General features: G+C 73.6%; 11 protein-coding genes. 6 read left to right on the top strand and 5 right to left on the bottom strand.

Annotation, left to right across the window (positions count from 1 at the left end; genetic code table 11):
• Positions 1-401: 401 nt before the first annotated feature.
• Genes UA74_RS19545 through UA74_RS19525 form a run of 5 tightly spaced genes read right to left on the bottom strand, consistent with a single transcriptional unit; the run spans position 402 to position 12,885 of the window.
• Positions 402-2,342, bottom strand: a complete 1,941-nt coding sequence (locus tag UA74_RS19545) for a proline dehydrogenase family protein (RefSeq protein ID WP_075765086.1) — start codon at positions 2,340-2,342, stop codon at positions 402-404.
• A complete protein-coding gene (locus UA74_RS19540; protein WP_075765084.1) occupies positions 2,339-6,007 on the bottom strand; it encodes a DUF5682 family protein in 3,669 nt (1,222 codons plus the stop codon). Before UA74_RS19540 ends, UA74_RS19545 begins: the two co-directional genes overlap by 4 nt.
• On the bottom strand, positions 6,000-7,154 hold the full coding sequence (locus UA74_RS19535) for an ATP-binding protein (protein WP_075741556.1): 1,155 nt from the start codon (positions 7,152-7,154) through the stop codon (positions 6,000-6,002). Before UA74_RS19535 ends, UA74_RS19540 begins: the two co-directional genes overlap by 8 nt.
• A complete protein-coding gene (locus UA74_RS19530; protein ID WP_075765082.1) occupies positions 7,151-12,025 on the bottom strand; it encodes a hypothetical protein in 4,875 nt (1,624 codons plus the stop codon). Before UA74_RS19530 ends, UA74_RS19535 begins: the two co-directional genes overlap by 4 nt.
• Entirely contained in the window at positions 12,022-12,885 is an 864-nt protein-coding gene (locus tag UA74_RS19525; protein ID WP_075741554.1) for a DUF4132 domain-containing protein, read from the bottom strand. The genes UA74_RS19530 and UA74_RS19525 overlap by 4 nt, the downstream gene beginning before the upstream one ends.
• Positions 12,886-13,301: 416 nt before the next feature.
• Between UA74_RS19525 and UA74_RS19520 the strand changes: the two genes are divergently transcribed.
• The 6 genes from UA74_RS19520 to UA74_RS19490 all read left to right on the top strand — a co-directional run bounded on the left by UA74_RS19520 (position 13,302) and on the right by UA74_RS19490 (position 18,819).
• Complete coding sequence (locus tag UA74_RS19520) at positions 13,302-13,565, top strand: GlsB/YeaQ/YmgE family stress response membrane protein (protein ID WP_075741553.1); 264 nt, start codon at positions 13,302-13,304, stop codon at positions 13,563-13,565.
• Between the two features lie 284 nt (positions 13,566-13,849).
• Positions 13,850-14,140: a putative quinol monooxygenase gene (locus UA74_RS19515; protein WP_075741552.1), complete on the top strand. Its 291-nt coding sequence runs from the start codon at positions 13,850-13,852 to the stop codon at positions 14,138-14,140.
• A gap of 326 nt (positions 14,141-14,466) precedes the next feature.
• Positions 14,467-15,609, top strand: a complete 1,143-nt coding sequence (locus UA74_RS19505) for a DUF6745 domain-containing protein (RefSeq protein ID WP_075741550.1) — start codon at positions 14,467-14,469, stop codon at positions 15,607-15,609.
• A gap of 27 nt (positions 15,610-15,636) precedes the next feature.
• Complete coding sequence (locus UA74_RS19500) at positions 15,637-16,074, top strand: hypothetical protein (RefSeq protein WP_075743998.1); 438 nt, start codon at positions 15,637-15,639, stop codon at positions 16,072-16,074.
• A gap of 502 nt (positions 16,075-16,576) precedes the next feature.
• Complete coding sequence (locus UA74_RS19495) at positions 16,577-17,695, top strand: FecCD family ABC transporter permease (RefSeq protein WP_232237339.1); 1,119 nt, start codon at positions 16,577-16,579, stop codon at positions 17,693-17,695.
• Complete coding sequence (locus tag UA74_RS19490) at positions 17,692-18,819, top strand: FecCD family ABC transporter permease (RefSeq protein WP_083683364.1); 1,128 nt, start codon at positions 17,692-17,694, stop codon at positions 18,817-18,819. Before UA74_RS19495 ends, UA74_RS19490 begins: the two co-directional genes overlap by 4 nt.
• Positions 18,820-18,924: the final 105 nt, after the last annotated feature.

The following is an 18,924-nucleotide window of genomic DNA, read 5'->3' as shown; positions in this document are numbered from 1 at the left end:
GACTGTGACCAGCCCAAACTGCGGCCTGTCCGGCGAAAGGGCAACTCTGACCACGGCGGGCGGGCTCATTCGTGCTTGGGGCCGAGCACGGGCGTGTACCGCCCGGCCTGCCTGCCGCCCTGGCCGGACACGCTGCGTCGGTCTCGCGGTATGGGCTCTGAAGAGTGCGCCGCTCGCGTGCAGCGCGGCTCAGCGGGCCCGGCCGGACGCCGGGCTCCGGCGCCCTAGCCGGTCGAGCTGGGGTGCTCGGGCACTGGGTGCTCGGGTGTGGGGCTGGATACAGGAGCCCGGCGGCCGGTCGATCGGGCGCAGGCTGGACCGCCCGCCGCAGAAGCTCGGGCCGGCAAGCACACCCCCGTCGGAAGATCGCATCCCGACCGCGATTGAGCGGCGGTGCGGGGTCAGTGCGTGTCCGGCGGCTGGAGCCATGCCCGGCGGGCCGAGGCGTGGACGAACTCGCGGACGTAGACGCCCGCCCGCAGCCAGGCCAGCGGAAAGTCGTCGCCCGCCTCGCGCACCACCCGGCCGAAGGCGTCTCGCTCCCGATCCCGCGAGGCGGCGGCGAGGTCGGCGAGCAGGCCTGCGGCGGTGGCGAGACCGGTCCTACGCAGCGAGGCCGCCGCGCGGTCCGTGGCGGCGACGGCGCCGACGGCCCGCCCGCCCAGCGTCACCCGGTGCAGCGTGGACTCCACGGCGTGCATCGGGCTCGGCGTCCGATCGCCCCCGCCCGCTCTCGGCGGCAGCCGCACCGGCCGGCCGCCGACGACATGGGAGTGTTGGAGCCGATCCAGGCCGAGATCGACATGGTGGGCGTACGCGGCGGGCAGCGTCAGCTCCTCGGGCTCCCCGGCCACGGCCAGCGCCACCGCCGTGCCCGCGCGGTCGGGCAGCAGCCGGGCGACGACCCGCAGCCGCAGGCCTGCGGCGTCGCTCAGCACCCGGAGATTCTCCCGCGCCCGATCCCCCTCGCCGACGAGGTCGATCTGGACGTCCGGCCCGTCCGGCTGAGCCGAGGAGACGCGCAGTGCGTCGCCCGCAGCGCCCAGCGTCACGCAGTCGAGGAAGAGCAGGTCGCCGCCCGCCGGTCGGTGCGTCTCCGGCCGGGTGATGGCGGAGAACGCGCGCGCCGTCTGGTCCGCCAGCGGCGTCGCCCACAACCCGGACAGGGGTGCGTCGGTCCACGCACCGCCCGCCGAGGCCACCGCCCGCACGGCCTGGCCCGCGCCCAGCCGATGGTCGGGCGAGGCCGTGCCGCCGGACAGCAGCAGCCCGGCCCTGCCCAGCTCGCGGTGCGAGAGACCGGACTCGCCGACGGCGACCGGCCCGTTCGCGGCGGCCGTGACCCGCTCGACGCCGCCGGGCAGGATCGCCGGGACCGTCCACAGCACCCCCGTCTCGTCGACGAGATGGGTGACGACCCCGGCGTACCCGGAGGCGGCCACCACCGCTTCGGTGCACAGACCGAACAACCGCAGCGTGCCGACCGGGCGATACTCGCGGCGAGCCGTGCCCCGCAGCTCGGCCGCATCTGCGACGGCGGTCCCGGACCGCAGGTCGTGACACAGCAGCAGCAGGTCCACCAGCTCGGCGGTGAGCTGCGCGCGATCGAACGAGGAGTCGCCGGTCCGGGCCCAGACCAGCGCGGCGGCGATGCGCAGGCCGGTGGCGGCCGCGCGATGCAGACCCGCGAGTCGCGCGGTGTGCACCGCCCGGAGGAGCTCCGCCCGCACTACCGTGCCGCTGCCGGTGGCACCCGACCGCAGCACCGTCACACCGGCATCCCACAGCGCGGTCACGGCGGCGTGTTCCTGATCGCGCGTCCGCAGCGAGGCGGCCGACGGCGGCGCTGGCGTGCTCGACGTGTCCACGGCGGACCGTGCGGCCGAGGCCGTCTCGGCGGCGACGCCGCTCGTTTCGATGCTCCCGGCCGCGATGCCGGCCGGCATGCCGGGCTCGGCCGTCCCAGCGGCGCCGTCCGCCGAGGCCTCCACGGCGCTCACGCCGTCGGGGATCTCGGCGTCGCCGGATTCCCCCGTGCCGTCGAGAACCTCGGCGACCTCGACGACCTCGGCTGCCGCGACGGCGATGCCGCGATGCAGACATCTCGGAGCGAGCAGACAACTGCACGTCAGGTCGTCGGCCGTCGCCAGCACGCCGCCGCGCAGCGTCCAGCCGAGCGCGGTGTCCTCGTCCAGTTCGGCACGGGCGGTGTCCCCGTCGCGGGTCACCGCCCACTCGGCGGCGCGGCTCAGTGCCGTGTCGACCCGCCTGCGTAGCCTCGGCGGGAGCGCGTCGAGCACGTCCGCAGGCACGGCGGGCGCGACGGCGGGCAGTCCGGTCATCCGCGCACCTTCTCTCCGACCCAGCGGGCCAGCTCACCAGGACTGAGCGCGGCCACGTCCATGCCCGCGCCGACCAGCGCCCCCGCGATCGAGGCCGAGTACCGGGCGACGCCGCTGTCGTCCAGGCTCGCGCAGCCCAGCACCGTGACGCCGGCGGCGACGAGTTCGGTCACCTCGCCGACCAGCGGCGCAACGGGGCCGCCCTCCTCGAAGTCGCTGATCACGACCACCATCGTCCGTTCCGGCACCGTCACGAGGGAGCGCGCGTGCCGCAGTGCGCCCGCGATGTGCGTGCCGCCGCCGACCCGCACCTCCAACAGCAGCGAGAGCGGATCGGCGACCCGCTCAGTGAGATCGACGACCTCCGTGGAGAACGCCAGGAAGTGCGTCGACAGCGACGGCACGCCCGCGAACACCGAGGCGATGAGCGCCGACCACACGGTGGAGGCCTCCATGGACCCGGATACGTCCACGACGAGCACCAGCCGCCAGTCGGATCGGCGGCGGCCTCGGGTGTGGAACACCGGTCGCTCCGGCAGGACGAGCACCCGGCCCGCCGCGTCGCGTCGTGCCGTGGCGAGGTTGGCCCGCAGGGTGCGCGGCAGGTCCAGCCGACCGCCGGGCCGTCGCGTCGGGACCGGAAGCGTGAGGCCGGTCAACGCGGGCCGCACCCGATCGGCCAGTTGCGCGGTCAGCTCGCGCACCAGCCGGGCCACCAGGGGCCGCAGCCGGGCCAGTGCGCTCTCCGACAGCCCGCCCGCCAGGGACAGCACCGTGCGCAGCAGCTCCACCGAGGGCCGCACCGAGGCGGGGTCGATCTCCAGGGCGGCCTCCAGTCTGCCGCCCTCGGCCGCAGCGGCCAGGACCTCCTCGCGGACCCGCTCGCCGAACAGCTCGGCGAGTTCCGTCGACCACTCCCGCACATCGGGGAACGGGGCCGAGCGGTCGGCGCCGAGGTCCCCGCGCAGCGCACCCTCGCCGTGATCGAGTCCGTACAGCTCGTCCAGCGCGGCGGAGTAGCGGGCCGCGCCTGCGGGCCGCTCACCCCGCGCCCCCAGCACGAGTCGCCACCGCACGGCGGCCGACAGGCTCCCATTGCCTGCGGACGTCACCGGCACGGCGTCCTCCGACTCCTGACCCGCGTCCACAGTGGATCGACGTGAGCCGTCTCCGGCGGCCGAGTCTTCCGTCGAGGCGATGCCCGGGCCCGTGGCCGGGTCCTCGGCACCGTCGTGCCGTGCCGCCGCGCCCGCAGGCCCGAGGCCGTGGGCGGCCAGCACCGCAGACCCCGCGCGGTCGGCGGCCAGCCATGCCGCAAGCAGTTCGGGATCGGGTGCGCCGACCGCGTCGACCCGATCACCTGTCCGCTCCTCGACCACCGCCAGGATGCGAGACCGCGCGGCGGGCCCGATCGAGGTGAACGCGCCGCGCAGCGCGGGCAGCCGGTCCAGGAACCGTTGATCGTCCAGCGCCTCCACCCGTTCCAACAGCGGATTCAACGCCTCCGGCGTCTCCACCAGCGCCCCGGCCGCCGCGAGTACGCCGACGAGCCCGCGCCGCAGCACCTCCCGTCGCTCGCGGGTGCCTGCATCGTCGATCCACCAGGCGATCCGCTCCCCGAGGCTCGCAGGCGAGTCGAGCCCGAGCAGGACCCGGGCGGCCCCCGAGGCGCCCGCGATCATCGGGGCGCCGTCGTCGACCAGCCTCCGCAGGATCGCGGCGAGTCGAAGCCCGGTGCCCTGGGTGTCCTGCCGCAGTCCGAGCTCGACGAGCGACCGGGCGTCGGCCGGGTCGTCGGAACCGCCCAGCCCGTCGAGCTGTGCGATCGCGGCGTCCGTCAGCTCGCGCACCAGCAGCGGATGGGCGTCCATGACGTCGCCGGGCGTGCCGGGCAGGTGCCCGGCCCGCAGACGGTCGAGCAGTTCCAGTGCCGTGAGCAGCTCGTGCAGCGTCGCGGCGGCGGGCAGCACCGTCCCGGCGTCGCTCAACACCTCGCCGAGGAGTTCCGGAAGTCCGCACTCCGCAGCGTCGACCAGGTCGGCCGACAGGTCCGCCGGGGTGGGGCCGCCCCGCTGATCGCGCTCGGCGCGGCGGGCCCGTAGGCGGCCGTGGACGGCCAGAGACAGCGTCGCGCCCCACCGCCCCGCGACCGGCAGCGTCGCCGCCGTCGACGGAGTCCACGCCGCCCGCCAGCGGGTGGTGAGCGCCTCACCGGCGCCGACGCCTGCGGTGTCGGTCGCCTCGGCGTAGGCGACGCCGAGGACGCACAGCCGTCGCAGCGTGATCTCCCGCCTGCCGTCGAGCGCCGAGCGCAGCGGGTCCAGCCGCAGCGTCACCGGCTCGCGGGCGTCCGGGCCGGGCAGCCGAAGCTCGGCCAGCAGACCCTCCACCGCCGGAGCCAGCCCCGACCGAGGAGTTCCCGGCGCGAGCAGCCCGATGCGATGCCCCACCAGGACTTCCCCGGCGGCACGGGCCACGATCCGGCCGCGTCCCAGCGGTTCGGCATGGGTGAGCACGGTCTGCACCGCCTCCACGATCTCGCCTCGGCCGGGTGCGGGCAGGCCACGCAGGCGGGCGAGGTCGACGGCCAGCCGCAGCGCCTCGCGGGCCTCGCCGGGGCCGGCCGGATGACCGAGTTCTCTGATCCGGCCGCAGATCCGCACGATCACCGAGGCGGCGGCGGCCTCCACGGCGACCGGATCGCCCGCCGCCGCCAGCACGGCCTGCTGCCACTCCGGGTCGCGGATGCCCGCCGGATAACCCGAGCGTTCGTCCAGCAGCGCGAAGCCGTAGGGCACCAGTGAGGTGACGACCTCCCGGCCGGTCTCCGCAGGCCCGACCGGGTCGGCGGCGTCCTGTCGGGTGCCGCGCAGCAGGGCCGAGGCGTGGAACGAGCCGACGACGGCGACGCAGCGGCGCTCGCCCGCCTCGGCGATGGTCCGTCGCATCCAGGCCTCCCGCCGCAGATCGACGGGGTCGATCCCGAGGTCGAGGCCCTCGGCCGGATCGCCGGGCCGGTCCGTCGACGCCCGGCAGGCCGCCGGGTCCCCGGCCGCGTCCCGCTCGGCTCCGGAGACAGGCCGTGCCGAGCCGTCCCGTTCGGAGCCGTCGCCTGCCGGGCCGGTCGCGTCCCGCCGCATCGCCCAGCCGACGAGCAGACCGGCGCGGCGAACGGCCTCCGCGCTCTGGCCCGGCGCGGCGGCCTCCACCAGCCGATCCCAGAGGTCGTCGCCGTCCCGCCCGGTGGCGGCGCGGCGCAGCGCGTCGGTCAGCGGGGAACCGCCCCGGTCGCCCGCCGCGTGCTCGCGCTCGGCGCGCCGGGCCAGCGGCAGGTCGCACGGCCGGACCTCCACGCCGTGGCGGAACGCCCATCGGACGGCGGCCAGCTCGGGCGAGAAGTCCGCGAACGGGTAGAACGCGAGACCGCCGCCGTCGCGGGCGGCGCCGGACAGGGCCACCGGGGCGGTGAGACCGGGATCGGCCAGGTGCCCCAGCCAGTCGCCGAACTCCTCGGGCAGCTCCACCAGCACCACCTCGGGGTCGGCGGCGGCCAGCAGGGCGGGCATCGCGGCGGCCAGCGCGGGGGAGTGATGCCGCACCCCGATCAGGTAAGGCTCGCGGTGGTCGGCCAGGCGGCGGACCACCGCGAGATCGCCGTCATCCATCGAGGCCGTCCCGAAGCTCCCACAGCCGCCGCCAGGTGTGTGCGCCGGACTCCGCCCGCCTGCGGACCGGACCGTCCCAGTACCCCAGCAGCCGGGCCGCATCGCCGGGATCGTCCTTGCGGACCACGCCCAACAGGTGGCCGGGCAGCAGCGACAACGGATCGCGGTCGCCGGGGAAGTAGGCATCGGCCAGACCGAGTGCTGCGGCGACCGACACGGCCTCGGCGGTGCTCATCACGGTGGACGGCCGCTCGACGGCCCAGCCCTCCGCCGAGACACCGTTACGCAGGTCGCGGAACGCGGTGACCAGCACCTCCAGCACGACGTCGTCGATGCCGAACGGCGCGTTCACCCGGTCCAGGACGGCACGGGCCTGCCTGCGCACCAGCGCGGTCTCGGTGTCGAGGTCGCCGATCGGCCCGACCGCCTCGAAGTTGAAGCGTCGCTTGAGCGCGGCGGACATCTCCGACACGCCCCGGTCCCGCAGGTTCGCGGTGGCGATCACGGTGAATCCCGGCGCGGCGGGGACGGTCGCGCCCTCGGTGCCCGAGAGCTCCGGTACCGCGATCCGCCGATCGGACAGGATCGACACGAGCGCGTCCTGCACCTCCGGCAGACAGCGGGTGACCTCCTCGACCCGCACCACGCCGCCGGTGCGCATCGCGGTGAGCACGGGGGAGGGGACCAACGCCCTCGGGCTGGGGCCCTCGGCCAGCAGCAGCGCGTAGTTCCAGCCGTACCGGAGCTGATCCTCGGTGGTGCCCGCCGTGCCCTGCACCACCAGTTCGCTGCTGCCGGACACCGCCGCGGCCAGCAGTTCCGACAGCATCGACTTGGCGGTGCCTGGCTCGCCGACGAGCAGCAGGCCGCGCTCGCCCGCGAGGGTGACCACCGCCCGCTCGACCAGGGCCCGCTCGCCGACGAATTTCGGGCTGATCACCATGCGCGCGGGCACGCCGTCCGCCGACACGCCCTTCGGCAGGGCGAGGCTCTCGCCGCCGCTGCCGATCACGAACGTGACCACGGCGCGCGGGGTGAGCCGCCAGCCCGGCGGCCGGGCCCCGGCGTCCTGGAGGGCGAGGAAGGCGAGTTCTTCGCGGTGGGCATCCTCGGCAGGCTCGACCTGCCTGCGCACGGTGGCGGTCACCGACGTCCTCCGGTCTTGAGTTCCTCGTAAGCGGGCGCGTCGCCGTCGAGCACCCGGCGCCAGGCGCGGGCGAACAGCTCGGCGACGGGCTCGCGGGGGGCGATCACCACGTCGGGCGTGGTGCTGAAGCCGAACATGGGCGCCTTCCACGACTCCAGCGGCAGATGCGGGGCCTTCAGCGTCAGCCAGCCGCCGGGCAGGAACAGCGAACGCCCGGCCCTGGCCCGCTTCGCGGTCAGCACCAGGTCGGTCTCGGCCAGCGCCGCCCGCGCCCTGCGCAGCCGGGCGGGCTTCCAACCGGTCCACCGCGTGACGTTGGCATCGGTGGGGTCCGGCAGCGCGAGCAGTTGCAGGTACAGCGTCGCGGCGTCCGCGTCGAGGCCGAGGCGCTCGGCGACCTCGGCCACCAGGGCGGGCACGGACACCGTCGGGTCCTGGAACCAGGCCGCCGGGTCGGTGTCCTCGGGCGCCCTCACCGCGCACGCCGAGGTGAGTCCGTCCTCGGCCAGCAGGGCCAAGGCGGGGAGCAGCCGCCGATCGTGGCCTTCCGCGAGGACCGCGTGCAGCAGATCACGATCCTGCGGGCCGACGAGTCCCGGCCGCACGATCAGGCGGGCCCAGCCCTCGTGGTCGCTCAGCAGCGTCAGCCACCCTTGGTGTTTGACCGCCGTCCCCTTCGGAGGAATCTCGACGCCGAGCAGCGCCCGCAGCTGGTCGGCAGACATCATGCCGCCGATCGCCACGGCGAAGCCGGGATGACTCGCCCGGTTGCGGACGGCCGACAGCGCCTCCGGAAGACGGGCCCGCAGCGGCGAGGCGGCAGGCAGCCGGTGGGCCAGCCACAGCAGCGCCTGAGGCACCGCCACGAGCGCGGTCTGGTCGAATCCCTCGCTGCGCCGAGTCTCCAACGTGGTGCCGTTGAGCCGCATGTCGGCGTCCGTGGTGAGCCACGAGGTGCCCGGCGTGACGACACCGGTGACGACGTCGCTCGCCTGCCGCACGGGCAGCTGCGCCGAGGCGTCGAGCAGGACGTCGTCGGGGACGGGCGTGCGCTGCCCGTGCTCGGCGATCCACACCTCGGCGACGGCGGCCACGTCGGCCCCGCGCGTCCACAGCTCGGCGGGGTCGGCAGGCAGCGCCGCCGCGAGCAGCCGACGGCGGAAGGGGGCGGGCAGCGGCCGGAGACGTTCCCGCGCGGCCTTGGCTCCCGCGCCGGACAGACCGAGCAACTGCCGCTCGGATGCGCCGAGGTAGTTCGCCCCCCAGTTCTGCACGCCGGGCATCCCGGCGAGCAGCACGGTCGCCTCGGCGGTGCCCAGGCCGGTGCGCTGCACCAGCTCGGACACCGCGTCGGGGAACCATGGCGCGGGACCTTCCTTGGCGAGCGTGTCGAGGAACCGGGTGATGCGCTCCGGACCGAACGACGAGCGGATCTCCGTCGACTTTCGGAGCCGCCAGCCGTCGGGGACGGCGAACCTGCCCGGGTTTCGGGTGAACTGAAGCCCTTCGTACTGATCGCCGACGCGGTGGTTCCGGTAATGCTCGAACAGGGCGAGGAAGCCGTCTCCCACGGGCAGGACTCGATGCCTCGGATGCGGGGTGCCGTCGGGTACCAGCAGGTCGACCACTCGCCAGTGCCCGCCGCCGTCGGTGAGGCCCGCTCCGGCGATCGATCGCAGCAGCAGAAGCAGTGCGGCGCGCTGGTCGTCCGGAATCAGCGGGGACGCGGCGCGGTGTGCCAACGCGGCGACCGACGGCAGCGACTCGAACCAGTCCGGGCAGTTCGACTCGGGCAGTGCCCGACCCGAGGGGTCCGCCTCGACGGCGGCCACACCGAGCGCGGCTACCAGCGCAGGCAGCCTGGTCTGGCGAGCACCCTCCGCCGCAGCGCGACGCGAGCGATAGCCCCCGAACCAGTCGAGCGCCAGGTTGAGGACCCCCTCGCTCACGACAGGACCGGTGGCGGTCAGCGCGTCGATGTCGACGGTGCGCGCGCTCGCGGCGATCTCGGCATAGCCGCGGAACTCGCGCAGCAGATCGGCGGCGCGGTAGACCAGACTCAGCACGCCCGCGAGCAGGCCGGGATGGCTGAGGCCGGGGAGCGCGGCGAGGACGGCACGCACGAGGCCGTCCTGTTCACCGGTGCGCACCCCCCGAGCCACGGCGATCAGCCGTTCGCTTCGGGTCTTCTCGGCCGCCGCGGGCTCGGCTGCTGCGGCGGCGAGCAGGTCCTCGACCGTCTGCCTGGTCACGCCGCGCAGTGCGGCGGACCCGGCTTCGTCCCGAGGTCGCAGCAGGTGCCACCAGTGTGTCGGCGCGACCATCGGCGTGCCTGCGGCGTACTCGGGGTGACGTGCCGTGGTGGACAACCTGCCGAGGTCGGCGCCGTTCTCGTCGAGCAGCGCGAGAAGGTACCCGCCATCGGCGAGCACGAGTTCCGCCCCGCCGGGCAGCCGCAGCACACCGGTCGGGCGCCGACCTCCCTGCGCCAGCAGCACCCGACGACCGTCGACGCCCTCCCCGAGCCACGAGCCGTCGGCCTCCTGCCGCACTCGCCAGCCGTGCAGTCCGTCGGCAGTGCCCAACGGACTCGCCGAGGTCGCGAGCACGGCCGGTCGCAGGTCGCAGTTCTTCAACGCGAGGGAGGTGCCGTCGGCGGCGAAGTCGTCGAGGAACCTCGGCAGGCTGACCCGGCCCTGTTCACCGGTCGCCGGATCGACCTCGACCCATCGGGTAGCCCCGCGCCAGTACGTCCTGGACCACACCGTCGTGCCGTCGCCGAGCGCCGAGGTCGGCGGCGGCACGTCCGAGTCGCCGGGCCGCAGCGCACGGACTCCCTCGAACCGAGATCCGTCGGACAGCGCGATGGACGGCGAGATCGGGTGGTGTCGGTAGTGCCGCAGACTGCTGCCGGGCGCGAAGATCCGCTCCGGCGCGTCACTCCAGTAGGCCAGCCCTCCGTCGGGTCCGTCCCAGCGGATCAGCAACACCCCGTCGAACCAGGACGCGGTCGGCTCGAGGCGCCAGCGTGGTCGGGCATCGGCCGGTATCCGGGCGACGTGCTCGGCGAGCACGCCGTCCGGGCCGACCACCACGAACGTCTCGCCCCTGCGCAGGACCAGCGCGGGCCAGCCCTCCCCGCATACCACCACGTCGTCGTCCTTCGCGCCGCCCGCCGAGTACAGGCGGGTGACGGCCTCGTCCAACGCGGGCCAGCCCAGCTCGTCCAGCAGACCGGCCCGCAGCGTCCCGTGCAGGGCGGCGGCCACGTCGACGTCGGCGAGCGCCTCGGCCGACTCGGGGACGTCGGTGAAGGCCTCGGGCAGCCGCACGACCGACAGCGTCTTGAGGCTGTCGGTGAGACCGGGCAGCCCGATGGCGGTGACGGCGGACGCCCGATCGGTGACCCAACGGCGCAGCGCGTCGCGCAGACCGGGCACGCTCATCCCGGTCAGCAGGACGTCGGCCTCGGCGACCGCGCCGCGCGTGTGCCTTCGGAGATGTTGCGCGAACCCTTGGCCCAGGGCCGGACCGAACTGTTCGGATTCGGCGAGAGCGGTGAGATCGCGTCGACCCGGTGCCTCGTCGGACATCCAGTCGGTGACGTCGAACTGCTCGGGGAGCCTGCCGTCGACGACGATCGGCACGTCGTGCGACACGAGCAGATCGACGAGATCCACCTCACCCTGGCTGCTGCCCCGCAGTGCGGCCACCGGCTCGCCGTCGGCGCGAAGCCGGGCCGCCATCGCCTCCACCAGGTCCAGCAGGGCCTCGGAGCGGTCGACGGAGCGCCAGCCGCCGAACCGGACCGAGAGCACCGCCGACAGCCACGCGGCGGCCGACCGCGTCCCCTCGGGAATCGTCTCGGCCGGATCGACGAGGAGACGGGTCGACCCGCAGTCGTGCAGGATCTCCAGCCAGACGTCGAGCGCACCGGTCGAACCGGGCACGAAGGACAGCAGCAGCCCGCGCACGGCGGCGTCCCGCCGCGCCAGCGTGGTCAACGCGACCCGATAGGACTTCCAGAAGGAGATGCTCGCCCGGCTGATCGCCGAAGTGCCCAGGACGTCGAGCAGCAGCCGCTCGTCCTCGGTCGGCAGGTCCCGCTTCGCGGCCCTGGCCAGCCGCCGCAGATCCTCGGGCATCCCGGTGTACGGCGGCAGACCGCCTCGGGTGCGTTCGACGCACAGGGTGCGGAACAGTTCATAGGCGCCGTCGGGGTCCGTCCGGCGGGCCAGGGCCTTGGCCTGGGCGGACAGTGCCTTGGCCGTCAACGCGCCCGCGAAGGCGAACTCCAGGAACACCTCCCGGGTGCGGTCGGGGTCGACGGCGAGATCATGGACCTCTTCGGCCTCGCGGGCCTTGCCGAACATGGTGGCGGCATAGGCGGTGTTGCCGTGCTGAAGGAAGATCCGGGCGGCCTGTTCGTAGAAGGTCGGTAAGAAGTGCGGAGCGGAGCGGCCCAGCATCGCGCCTAGTTCGGTGAATCCGTCCTTGGCCGCACCCGCGCGGGATTTCGCGGTGCGGGCGAGCCGTTCGACCTGCTTGACCAGGTTGAGCGCGTGATGGCCGTTGGCGGGGTCGTTCACCAGTGCCCAGGCGGGAAAGCCGAGGGCGCTGCGGCGCGCGGTGCCGACTTCTGACGTGCGCTCTGGCTCGTCGAATCCCAGATACTCGCAGGTGAGGTCCTCCGCGCGGCCGAGGACGGCGGGCACCAGTCGGACCACGGCGCGATCGCCGAGCGCGGGATGGGTGTAGCGCCGGGCGGTGAGGACGTCGCGATCCGCGCCGAGGTCGGCCCTGCCGGGCAGCACCGCGCCTGCGGTCAGCAGCGCGGTGGTCCGGTCGCGTTCGGTACTGGACGTGCTCATGCCGACACCTGTGCTTCCTCGACGACGCGGGCGGAGTAGATCGCGGCGGCCATCCGGAGGCCCTCCGACCAGGCGACCGGGCCGACCTCGGCGAGCGGCACCTCGGCTCCGTCGGCGATCCAGCGCAGATCCCCGGTCCAGGCCTCGCCCTCGGGGTACTCCACACCGATCCAGTAGCGGGCTTCCAGAGTGCGGCCGCCCTCGAACGCCGAGTACACCGCGTCGCCGCCCCGCACCGGGTACCCGAGCGTGCGACAACGGCTGAGCACGTGGTTGACCTGCTCGAACTTCCCACCGGAATAGTCGTCGACGGACGTCCGGCCCGTCGGGAACGCGGCGGGGCGTTCGAAGGTCTGCCGGAACAGTTGTTGTACCCGCTGCTCGACGCCGAGTTCGGCGCCGAACTCCCGCAGCTCCGCGAGGTCGTCGAGCAGGACGGGATGCGGGATCGACACCGTCTCGGGGCGGAGCCGCACGGTGTCACCGTCGAGGGTGACCAGGCCGAGTCCGCGTTCGGGATCGGCGTCCCGGAGGAAGCCCGTCTCGGCATCGCCGCCGTCGGGGACGGTCACGACCAGGTCGCGCAGTGCGTCCGACCAGGCCGGGTCCGCCCACACCTCGGTGAGCACCGCCGTCGGCACCGGCAGCGAACGGACCATCCATTCATCCACTGTGGACAGACACTCCGCGGCGTGGCGAGTCAGCCACTCGGACAGCTGGCGCAGCTGCACCACCTGGGGATCGTCCTTGATGGCGGCGGGAACCGAGGAGAGCTGCTTTCCCTTGCCGTTGCGGCAATGGACACGCCCGTTCTCCCCGAGCCGCACCTGGTACCCGGACGCGGCGTCGAGCCAGCCCACGGTTCCTCCTGCGATGAGTTCTCGATGTGATGGGAGCGGACGCTAGCGACGCGGACCGACACGTTGATCGTTTCGGTTCCGTCGGGACCACATCGTGACCGGCGAACGCGCAGGCAGCCGGTTCGTCGAACGACCGTCTCGAGTCCGCGTGCCGGTATGCGAGACATGCGGGCGGACACCCCGCACCTCGGCGCAGGCCGCGTGTCGATCGGCGATGCCGCCGAGGAAGGCGCGATCGGTCGGTTCCGGTGCTGCCGCAGCGGTGTCCCGGCCCGATCCGCAGACGCCGGAGCGATCGGCCGCCTGCCGCCGAGTGAGTGACGTCCGGCGCGACAGGGGCGTCGTGATCGGCGAGGCCAGGTCGAGCGCATTAGATTGGCTCACAAGACGACAGCGCACCACTTCAGGAGGACGACGTGATCGGTTTCATCGTCGCAGGCTTGATCATCGGCGCGCTCGCCCGACTGATCAAGCCCGGCAAGCAGCGGCTGGGTCTTCTCGCGACCCTGCTGCTGGGTCTGGTCGGTTCGGTCATCGGCGGCACCATCGCCAACCTGCTCGGCACGGGCGACATCTTCGAACTCAACGTCCTCGGCTTCATCATCGCCGTCATCGCCTCGGTGCTGTTGATCGGCGTGGCCGAGGGCATCGCCCAGAACCGAAGCAAGAGCGTGCGCTAGCGGCGGCGTCGCCGGGCGGGTCGGGGCGGCTCGTCGAAGCACTCGAGGACGCGGCTCGGCCCGTGGTCGCCGTGCGGCGGCTCTTGGTCGAGGCCCAGACCGGGAAACCGGGACCTGCCGAGACGGATCTCCGGGGCGACGGGGCGGGGACGACGGCGAGGTCGCCGCAGCCGACTTGTCGGTGGGGCCGCCTACCGTCGGCCCGTCCTCGCCCCTCGTCCTGCCTTCGTCGCCGGTTCGGGGCGGGCCTGACCCCGTCGTCGAACCAGGAAGCAGCCGCCTCGATGCTGATCATCTCCGGAAAGCTCTACGTCGAACCAGCGGACCGGGACACCTACCTGGCGAGAACCCCCGATTTCCTCGTCCGCTCCAGGGCCAGGCCGGGCTGCGTGGACTTCGTCATGGCCGCTGACCCGATCGAGCCAGGGCGCATCAATCTGCTCGAGGTCTGGGAGTCCGAGGAACACCTCGCCGCTCACCAGGCGACCGCGAATCCGCCGGAGCCGATGCCGACGGTGCTTCAGGACGACGTGAAGAAGTATCAGATCAGCGCGGTGGGGTCCGTCTTCGGCTGACCGGGGCCGTCCCTCGACCGGTCGAACCGGTCGATCGTCCTCAGCAGACATCCGCGCCGAGCGGGCGGCAGCAGCGGCGCGACCGGCACCGGTCGACAGGGCCGGGGCGGCCCGGCCCGCGCCGCAGTGATCGCGGGCTCGTCTGGGGCGGGCCGAAGCACCGGCCGAGGCCGGGTCAGCGCCGAATTCGCGGTCAGGCCTTGCGGCCCCCGGCTGTCCCCTGCGATCATCTCCGCCATGTCTGAAGGAAAGGGCGTGTCCGCCCTGTCGCAGTGAGCGCGCGGCGCGGGAGAGCATCCCGCCGTGCCCCTGTCCGTGACCACCTGTTGCGCGATCTCGACCATTGGCAGCAGGCGGTCGACCTCCGAACACAGTGGCTGAACCACGCCCTGTGCACCGACCCCGCCGATCGGCGGAACGCCGAGGACGCCGTCACGGGGCTTTATGCCCTGCTTGGCAGGCCCCGGCCCGCGTTCGTGTGGGTGGACTCGCCCGCCGCCGCCGTGCCGTCGGTCGCCTCGCAGCACACCGTGTCGCCGCACGGTGCCCAACCCTGGGAGAGCGGGCTGGCGAGTCTCGTCTCCACGTTGCGCCATCGCATCGACGCGCGCATCGGTGCTGTCGATCCGGACGACTGGCCGCGCCCGCCCGCGCTGCCTGATCCGGTGGCGGCGCTGCGATCCGGGACGGGGCTGTCTCCCGTGCTGGACCAGGGGGTGCTGGGCGCCCTGCGCAGGGGCGTGCGGCAGTCCGTCGCGAACGTCATCCGCAGCGCGATCCCTGAGCGTTTCGGGCTTGCCTGGTACGGCCAGCACGAGGTCGACTGGGTGGCCCGGCACGATGTGCACCAACGGATTCATGGTCGCCCCTTCGACGCGACGGACGGCGCACAGTGGGAGCTGTGGGCCACGCTCGTCCGGTCCTGCGGCTGGTGGTGGCCGCGCGAGGACGTCTGCGTCCTCGCCGAGCGGCCGTCTGCGGTGCATACCGAGCCCGCGCCCGACGACGTCTACGGCGAGATTCGGCTGCATGCGGCCGACGGTCCCGCCGTCGTCTACCCGGACGGCTGGGGCGTCTATTCCTGGCACGGGACGCGAGTCCCGGCCTGGGTGATCGAGGACCCGACCGTGGAGGCGATCTCCGCTGAGTCCAATGTGGAGGTACGGCGGTGCGCGATCGAGCGCATCGGCTGGGCCGCCTTCATCGAACGGGCGGGCCTGACGCTCGTCGGGCGATCGGTCGATCCGGGCAACTCCGCCAACGAACTGCGCCTCTACGACCTGCCGTATCGGCATCGAGGCTCGACCACCCGACTTCTGCTCGCGGTCAACGGCTCGGTTGAACGCGACGGCACGCGCAGGCAGTACGGCCTGCACGTGCCGCCCTGGTTCGACGACCCGATCGACGCCGCAGGCTGGACGTACGGGCTCTCCGGAGCCCAGTACGCGGGCCTGCAGCGCCGAACCTGACCCTTCTCTCCACGACAGGTGATGACGATGGATCTGATGGAACTTCTCGACCGGACCGGCCTCGACGTCCTGGATCACCTGGAGCGCCAGGTCGCGATCCCGGTGATCGACGGTCTCCAGGCACAGGGCGATCTGATCGTCATTCCGATGGCGATGCTGGGGCCGGTGACCGTGCAGCCCTGGGCGCAGTGGCGCCTCGTGCCGTCGGAGGGCGTGGAGCTGGTGCGCGGCGTGGCGGGCAACAATCCGCACACCCTCGTCGCCGACGCGGGCGTCTGCCGATGGACGAACGGCGTGCGGGACCCGCTGAGACTCGGGATCGCACTCTTCGAGAACACCGCGCCCGCGTACCTGGTGCATCCGGAGCACGGCGGCAGCGGCGTGGCGCCCGGCCGCTGGCTGGTGCGCCGACAGCAGGAGCGCGGGACGGGCCCGAGGGGTGGCCGGGTGCTGGTCGCCGACTGAGCGGGTCCTGACGGGGCGGGCGGGCGCCGAGTCGTCTCGGCGCCCGGCTGTGCCCGGGGCACGTCAGGTAAGGGCCGTCGCCGGTCTCCCGATGCAGTCGAATGCCGGTGACCCGGCCAGATCGGGTGATCAGCAGTGCAGGCGTCGTCGAGCTGATCACCGGTTCACCGGAAGGCTCTATGTGCGGAGCAGCACGCGGAACAGGGCGGTCCTCTGCCCGTCGTCGCCAACGGCGTCATCCGGCGGCTGGGAGCGGCGCGGGCTGTACGACGTGGCCACCAGAGGAGCGAGCCGACGAACGGAGAACCCCTGCCGACGGAGGACCACCGGTCGAACGACCCGACAGGGGAGTGTTGTTAGGCTTACCAAACTTGTCGTCCGTCGCGTGAGACGAATGCGCTGATCAGGACGGGACAACCAGCGTCGCGGCAGGCCCGGCGTGCCCGTGCGGGGACCGGCGGGAACCCGGACCCGCCGGACCGACGAGCACGAGGAGCCACCGTTGCCCCCCGACCAGGCCGCGAACCGGGCCGACGACCCGACGTCCGCCCGGTCGTCGATCACCGGGCGTGACTCCCGACCGGCGGGCGACGGGGCAGGCGTCCGCCCGCCGGACGTGGCGACCTCGGCACTGAATCGACTGCTCCTCCCACTCGCCGCCGTGGCGGTGCTGGCCGTCGCCGCCCTGCTCAGCCTGCTCGTCGGCTCTGAACAGGTGCCCGTCGGCGAGGTCCTGCGAGTGCTCTGGCACGACGACGACTCCCAGACGGCGGTCATCGTTCACGAGCTGCGGGTGCCACGCACCCTGCTCGGGCTGGCCGTGGGGCTGGCGCTGGGCCTGGCCGGTGCGCTCATGCAGTCGCTGACCCGCAACCCCTTGGCCGACCCCGGCATCCTCGGCGTCAACGCGGGCGCCGCCGCCGGGATGATGTTCGCCGTCGCCGTGCTCGGACTGCGCAGCTTCCTCTCCTATGTCTGGCTTGCCTTCCTCGGCGCGGGCCTGGCTGCGGTCCTGGTGTACCTGGTCGCGGCGCGTGGCGGCGGTGGCGCGACTCCGGTCCGGCTCGCGCTGGTGGGCACCGCGCTGGGCACGGCGCTCGGCTCGGCCACCCAGCTCGTGGTCTTCCTCGACCCGGCGTCCTTCGACGAGTACCGGTTCTGGGTGGTCGGCGACATCGCGGGCCGGGACCCGGCGGTGATCCGGCTCCTGCTGCCGTTCCTGATCCTCGGCGTGGTGGTGACCTTCGCGCTCGCCCCGACGCTGAACGTGCTCGCCCTCGGGGAGGACACCGGCCGTGCGCTGGGTGCCCGGGTCGGCCGGACCAGGCTGCTCGCCGCCCTGGCCGTCCTGCTGCTGGCCGGGGCCGCCACGGCCGCCGCCGGGCCCATCGGATTCGTGGGCCTGGCCGTGCCGCATCTGGCCCGACGATTCGCCGGGACGGATCAGCGGCGACTCTTCGCCTATGCGGCGGTCATCGGCCCCGTCCTGGTCCTGCTCGCCGACGTCGTCGGGCGGGTGGTGATCGCGCCCGCCGAACTTCAGGTGAGCGTCGTCGCGGCGATCCTGGGCGCCCCGTTCCTGATCGCCCTGGTCCGACGAAGGAGACTGCCCGGCCTATGACGACCAGCAGCAGACCCCGTCGCCCGGCGGACGTCGATGTCGCGGCCGAACCCGTCGACGGCGGCCGGGCCGTGGCCGTGCCGACCTCGCGGCGGACCCTGCGTCCCGCCGACGATCGTTGGTCGATCCGCTTCGACCCGAGGACCGTCGTGGTCGGTCTCGGACTGTCGGCCCTGCTCCTGATGCTCACGGCGGCGCTGATCGCCACCGGTGACCGGGCCTTCACCCTCGCCGAGGTCGCCTCGCTGGTGACCGGACAGGGCGGCCCGCCGGGCGGCGAGTTCGTCGTGCGGATCCTGCGGCTGCCCCGCGCACTCACCGCCGTGCTGGTCGGCGTGGCACTCGGCGTCGCGGGCGCCGTCCTGCAGAGCGTGTCCCGCAACGCACTCGGCAGCCCGGACGTGGTCGGGTTCAGCAGCGGGGCGGCCACCGGAGCCGTCGTGCAGATCGTGCTCTTCGGCGGGAGCGCGGCGGCCATCGCGGGCGGTGCGCTGCTCGGCGCCCTCGTCGCCTCGGCGATCGTCTACGCGGCGGCCTATCGCAACGGAATGCTCGGCGGGAGGCTCGTGGTGGTCGGGGTGGCGGTCTCGGCGCTGCTGGCGGCGTGCAACCAGTATCTCGTCGTGCGGGCCGAGATCACCGAGGCGCATCGGGCGATGGTGTGGCTGGCGGGCAGCCTCACCGCCCGCACCTGGGATCACGTCTGGCTGGTGCTGCCCGCCGTGGCACTGCTGGTCCCGGCGGCGATCCTGCTGGGCAGGCGGCTCGCGCTGCTGGAGATGGGCGAGGACCTCGCCGTCGCACTCGGCGTCCCCTCGGCCAGGACCCGGCTGCTGCTCCTCGTCATCGCCGTGGGACTGACCGCCACGGCCACGGCGGCGGCGGGGCCCATCGCGTTCGTCGCACTCGCCGCGCCGCATCTGGCCAGGGCGCTCACCAGGTCGGCGGACGGCGTGCTGCTCACCTCGGGCCTGACCGGTGCCGTGCTGCTGGTCTGCGCCGACCTGCTCGGCCAGCGACTCTTCGCCCCGGCACCGGTCCCGGTCGGCCTGATCACGGGTGTGCTCGGGGGCGGCTATCTCGTCGTGTTGCTGATGCGCGCCCGAGGCGGGGCCTCGAGATAGTTGTGGGGCGGGGCCTCGAGATAGTTGTGGGGCGGGGCCTCGAGATAGTTGTGGGGCGGGGCTCCGCAGTAGATGCCGGGCCTGGCCGCACAGTGGATATCGGGC

Source organism: Actinoalloteichus fjordicus (genome assembly GCF_001941625.1).
GTDB lineage: Bacteria > Actinomycetota > Actinomycetes > Mycobacteriales > Pseudonocardiaceae > Actinoalloteichus_A > Actinoalloteichus_A fjordicus.
The sequence above is the reverse complement of the archived record's forward strand: the minus strand, read 5'-3'. Positions and strand labels throughout refer to the sequence as shown.

Bases quoted from the DNA above. Each gene is read 5' to 3' on its own strand.
- UA74_RS19545 (WP_075765086.1), bottom strand. From the start codon at position 2,342: ATGACCGGACTGCCCGCCGTCGCGCCCGCCGTGCCTGCGGACGTGCTC.
- UA74_RS19540 (WP_075765084.1), bottom strand. From the start codon at position 6,007: ATGGATGACGGCGATCTCGCGGTGGTCCGCCGCCTGGCCGACCACCGC.
- UA74_RS19530 (WP_075765082.1), bottom strand. From the start codon at position 12,025: ATGAGCACGTCCAGTACCGAACGCGACCGGACCACCGCGCTGCTGACC.
- UA74_RS19515 (WP_075741552.1), top strand. From the start codon at position 13,850: ATGCTGATCATCTCCGGAAAGCTCTACGTCGAACCAGCGGACCGGGAC.
- UA74_RS19500 (WP_075743998.1), top strand. From the start codon at position 15,637: ATGGATCTGATGGAACTTCTCGACCGGACCGGCCTCGACGTCCTGGAT.
- UA74_RS19490 (WP_083683364.1), top strand. From the start codon at position 17,692: ATGACGACCAGCAGCAGACCCCGTCGCCCGGCGGACGTCGATGTCGCG.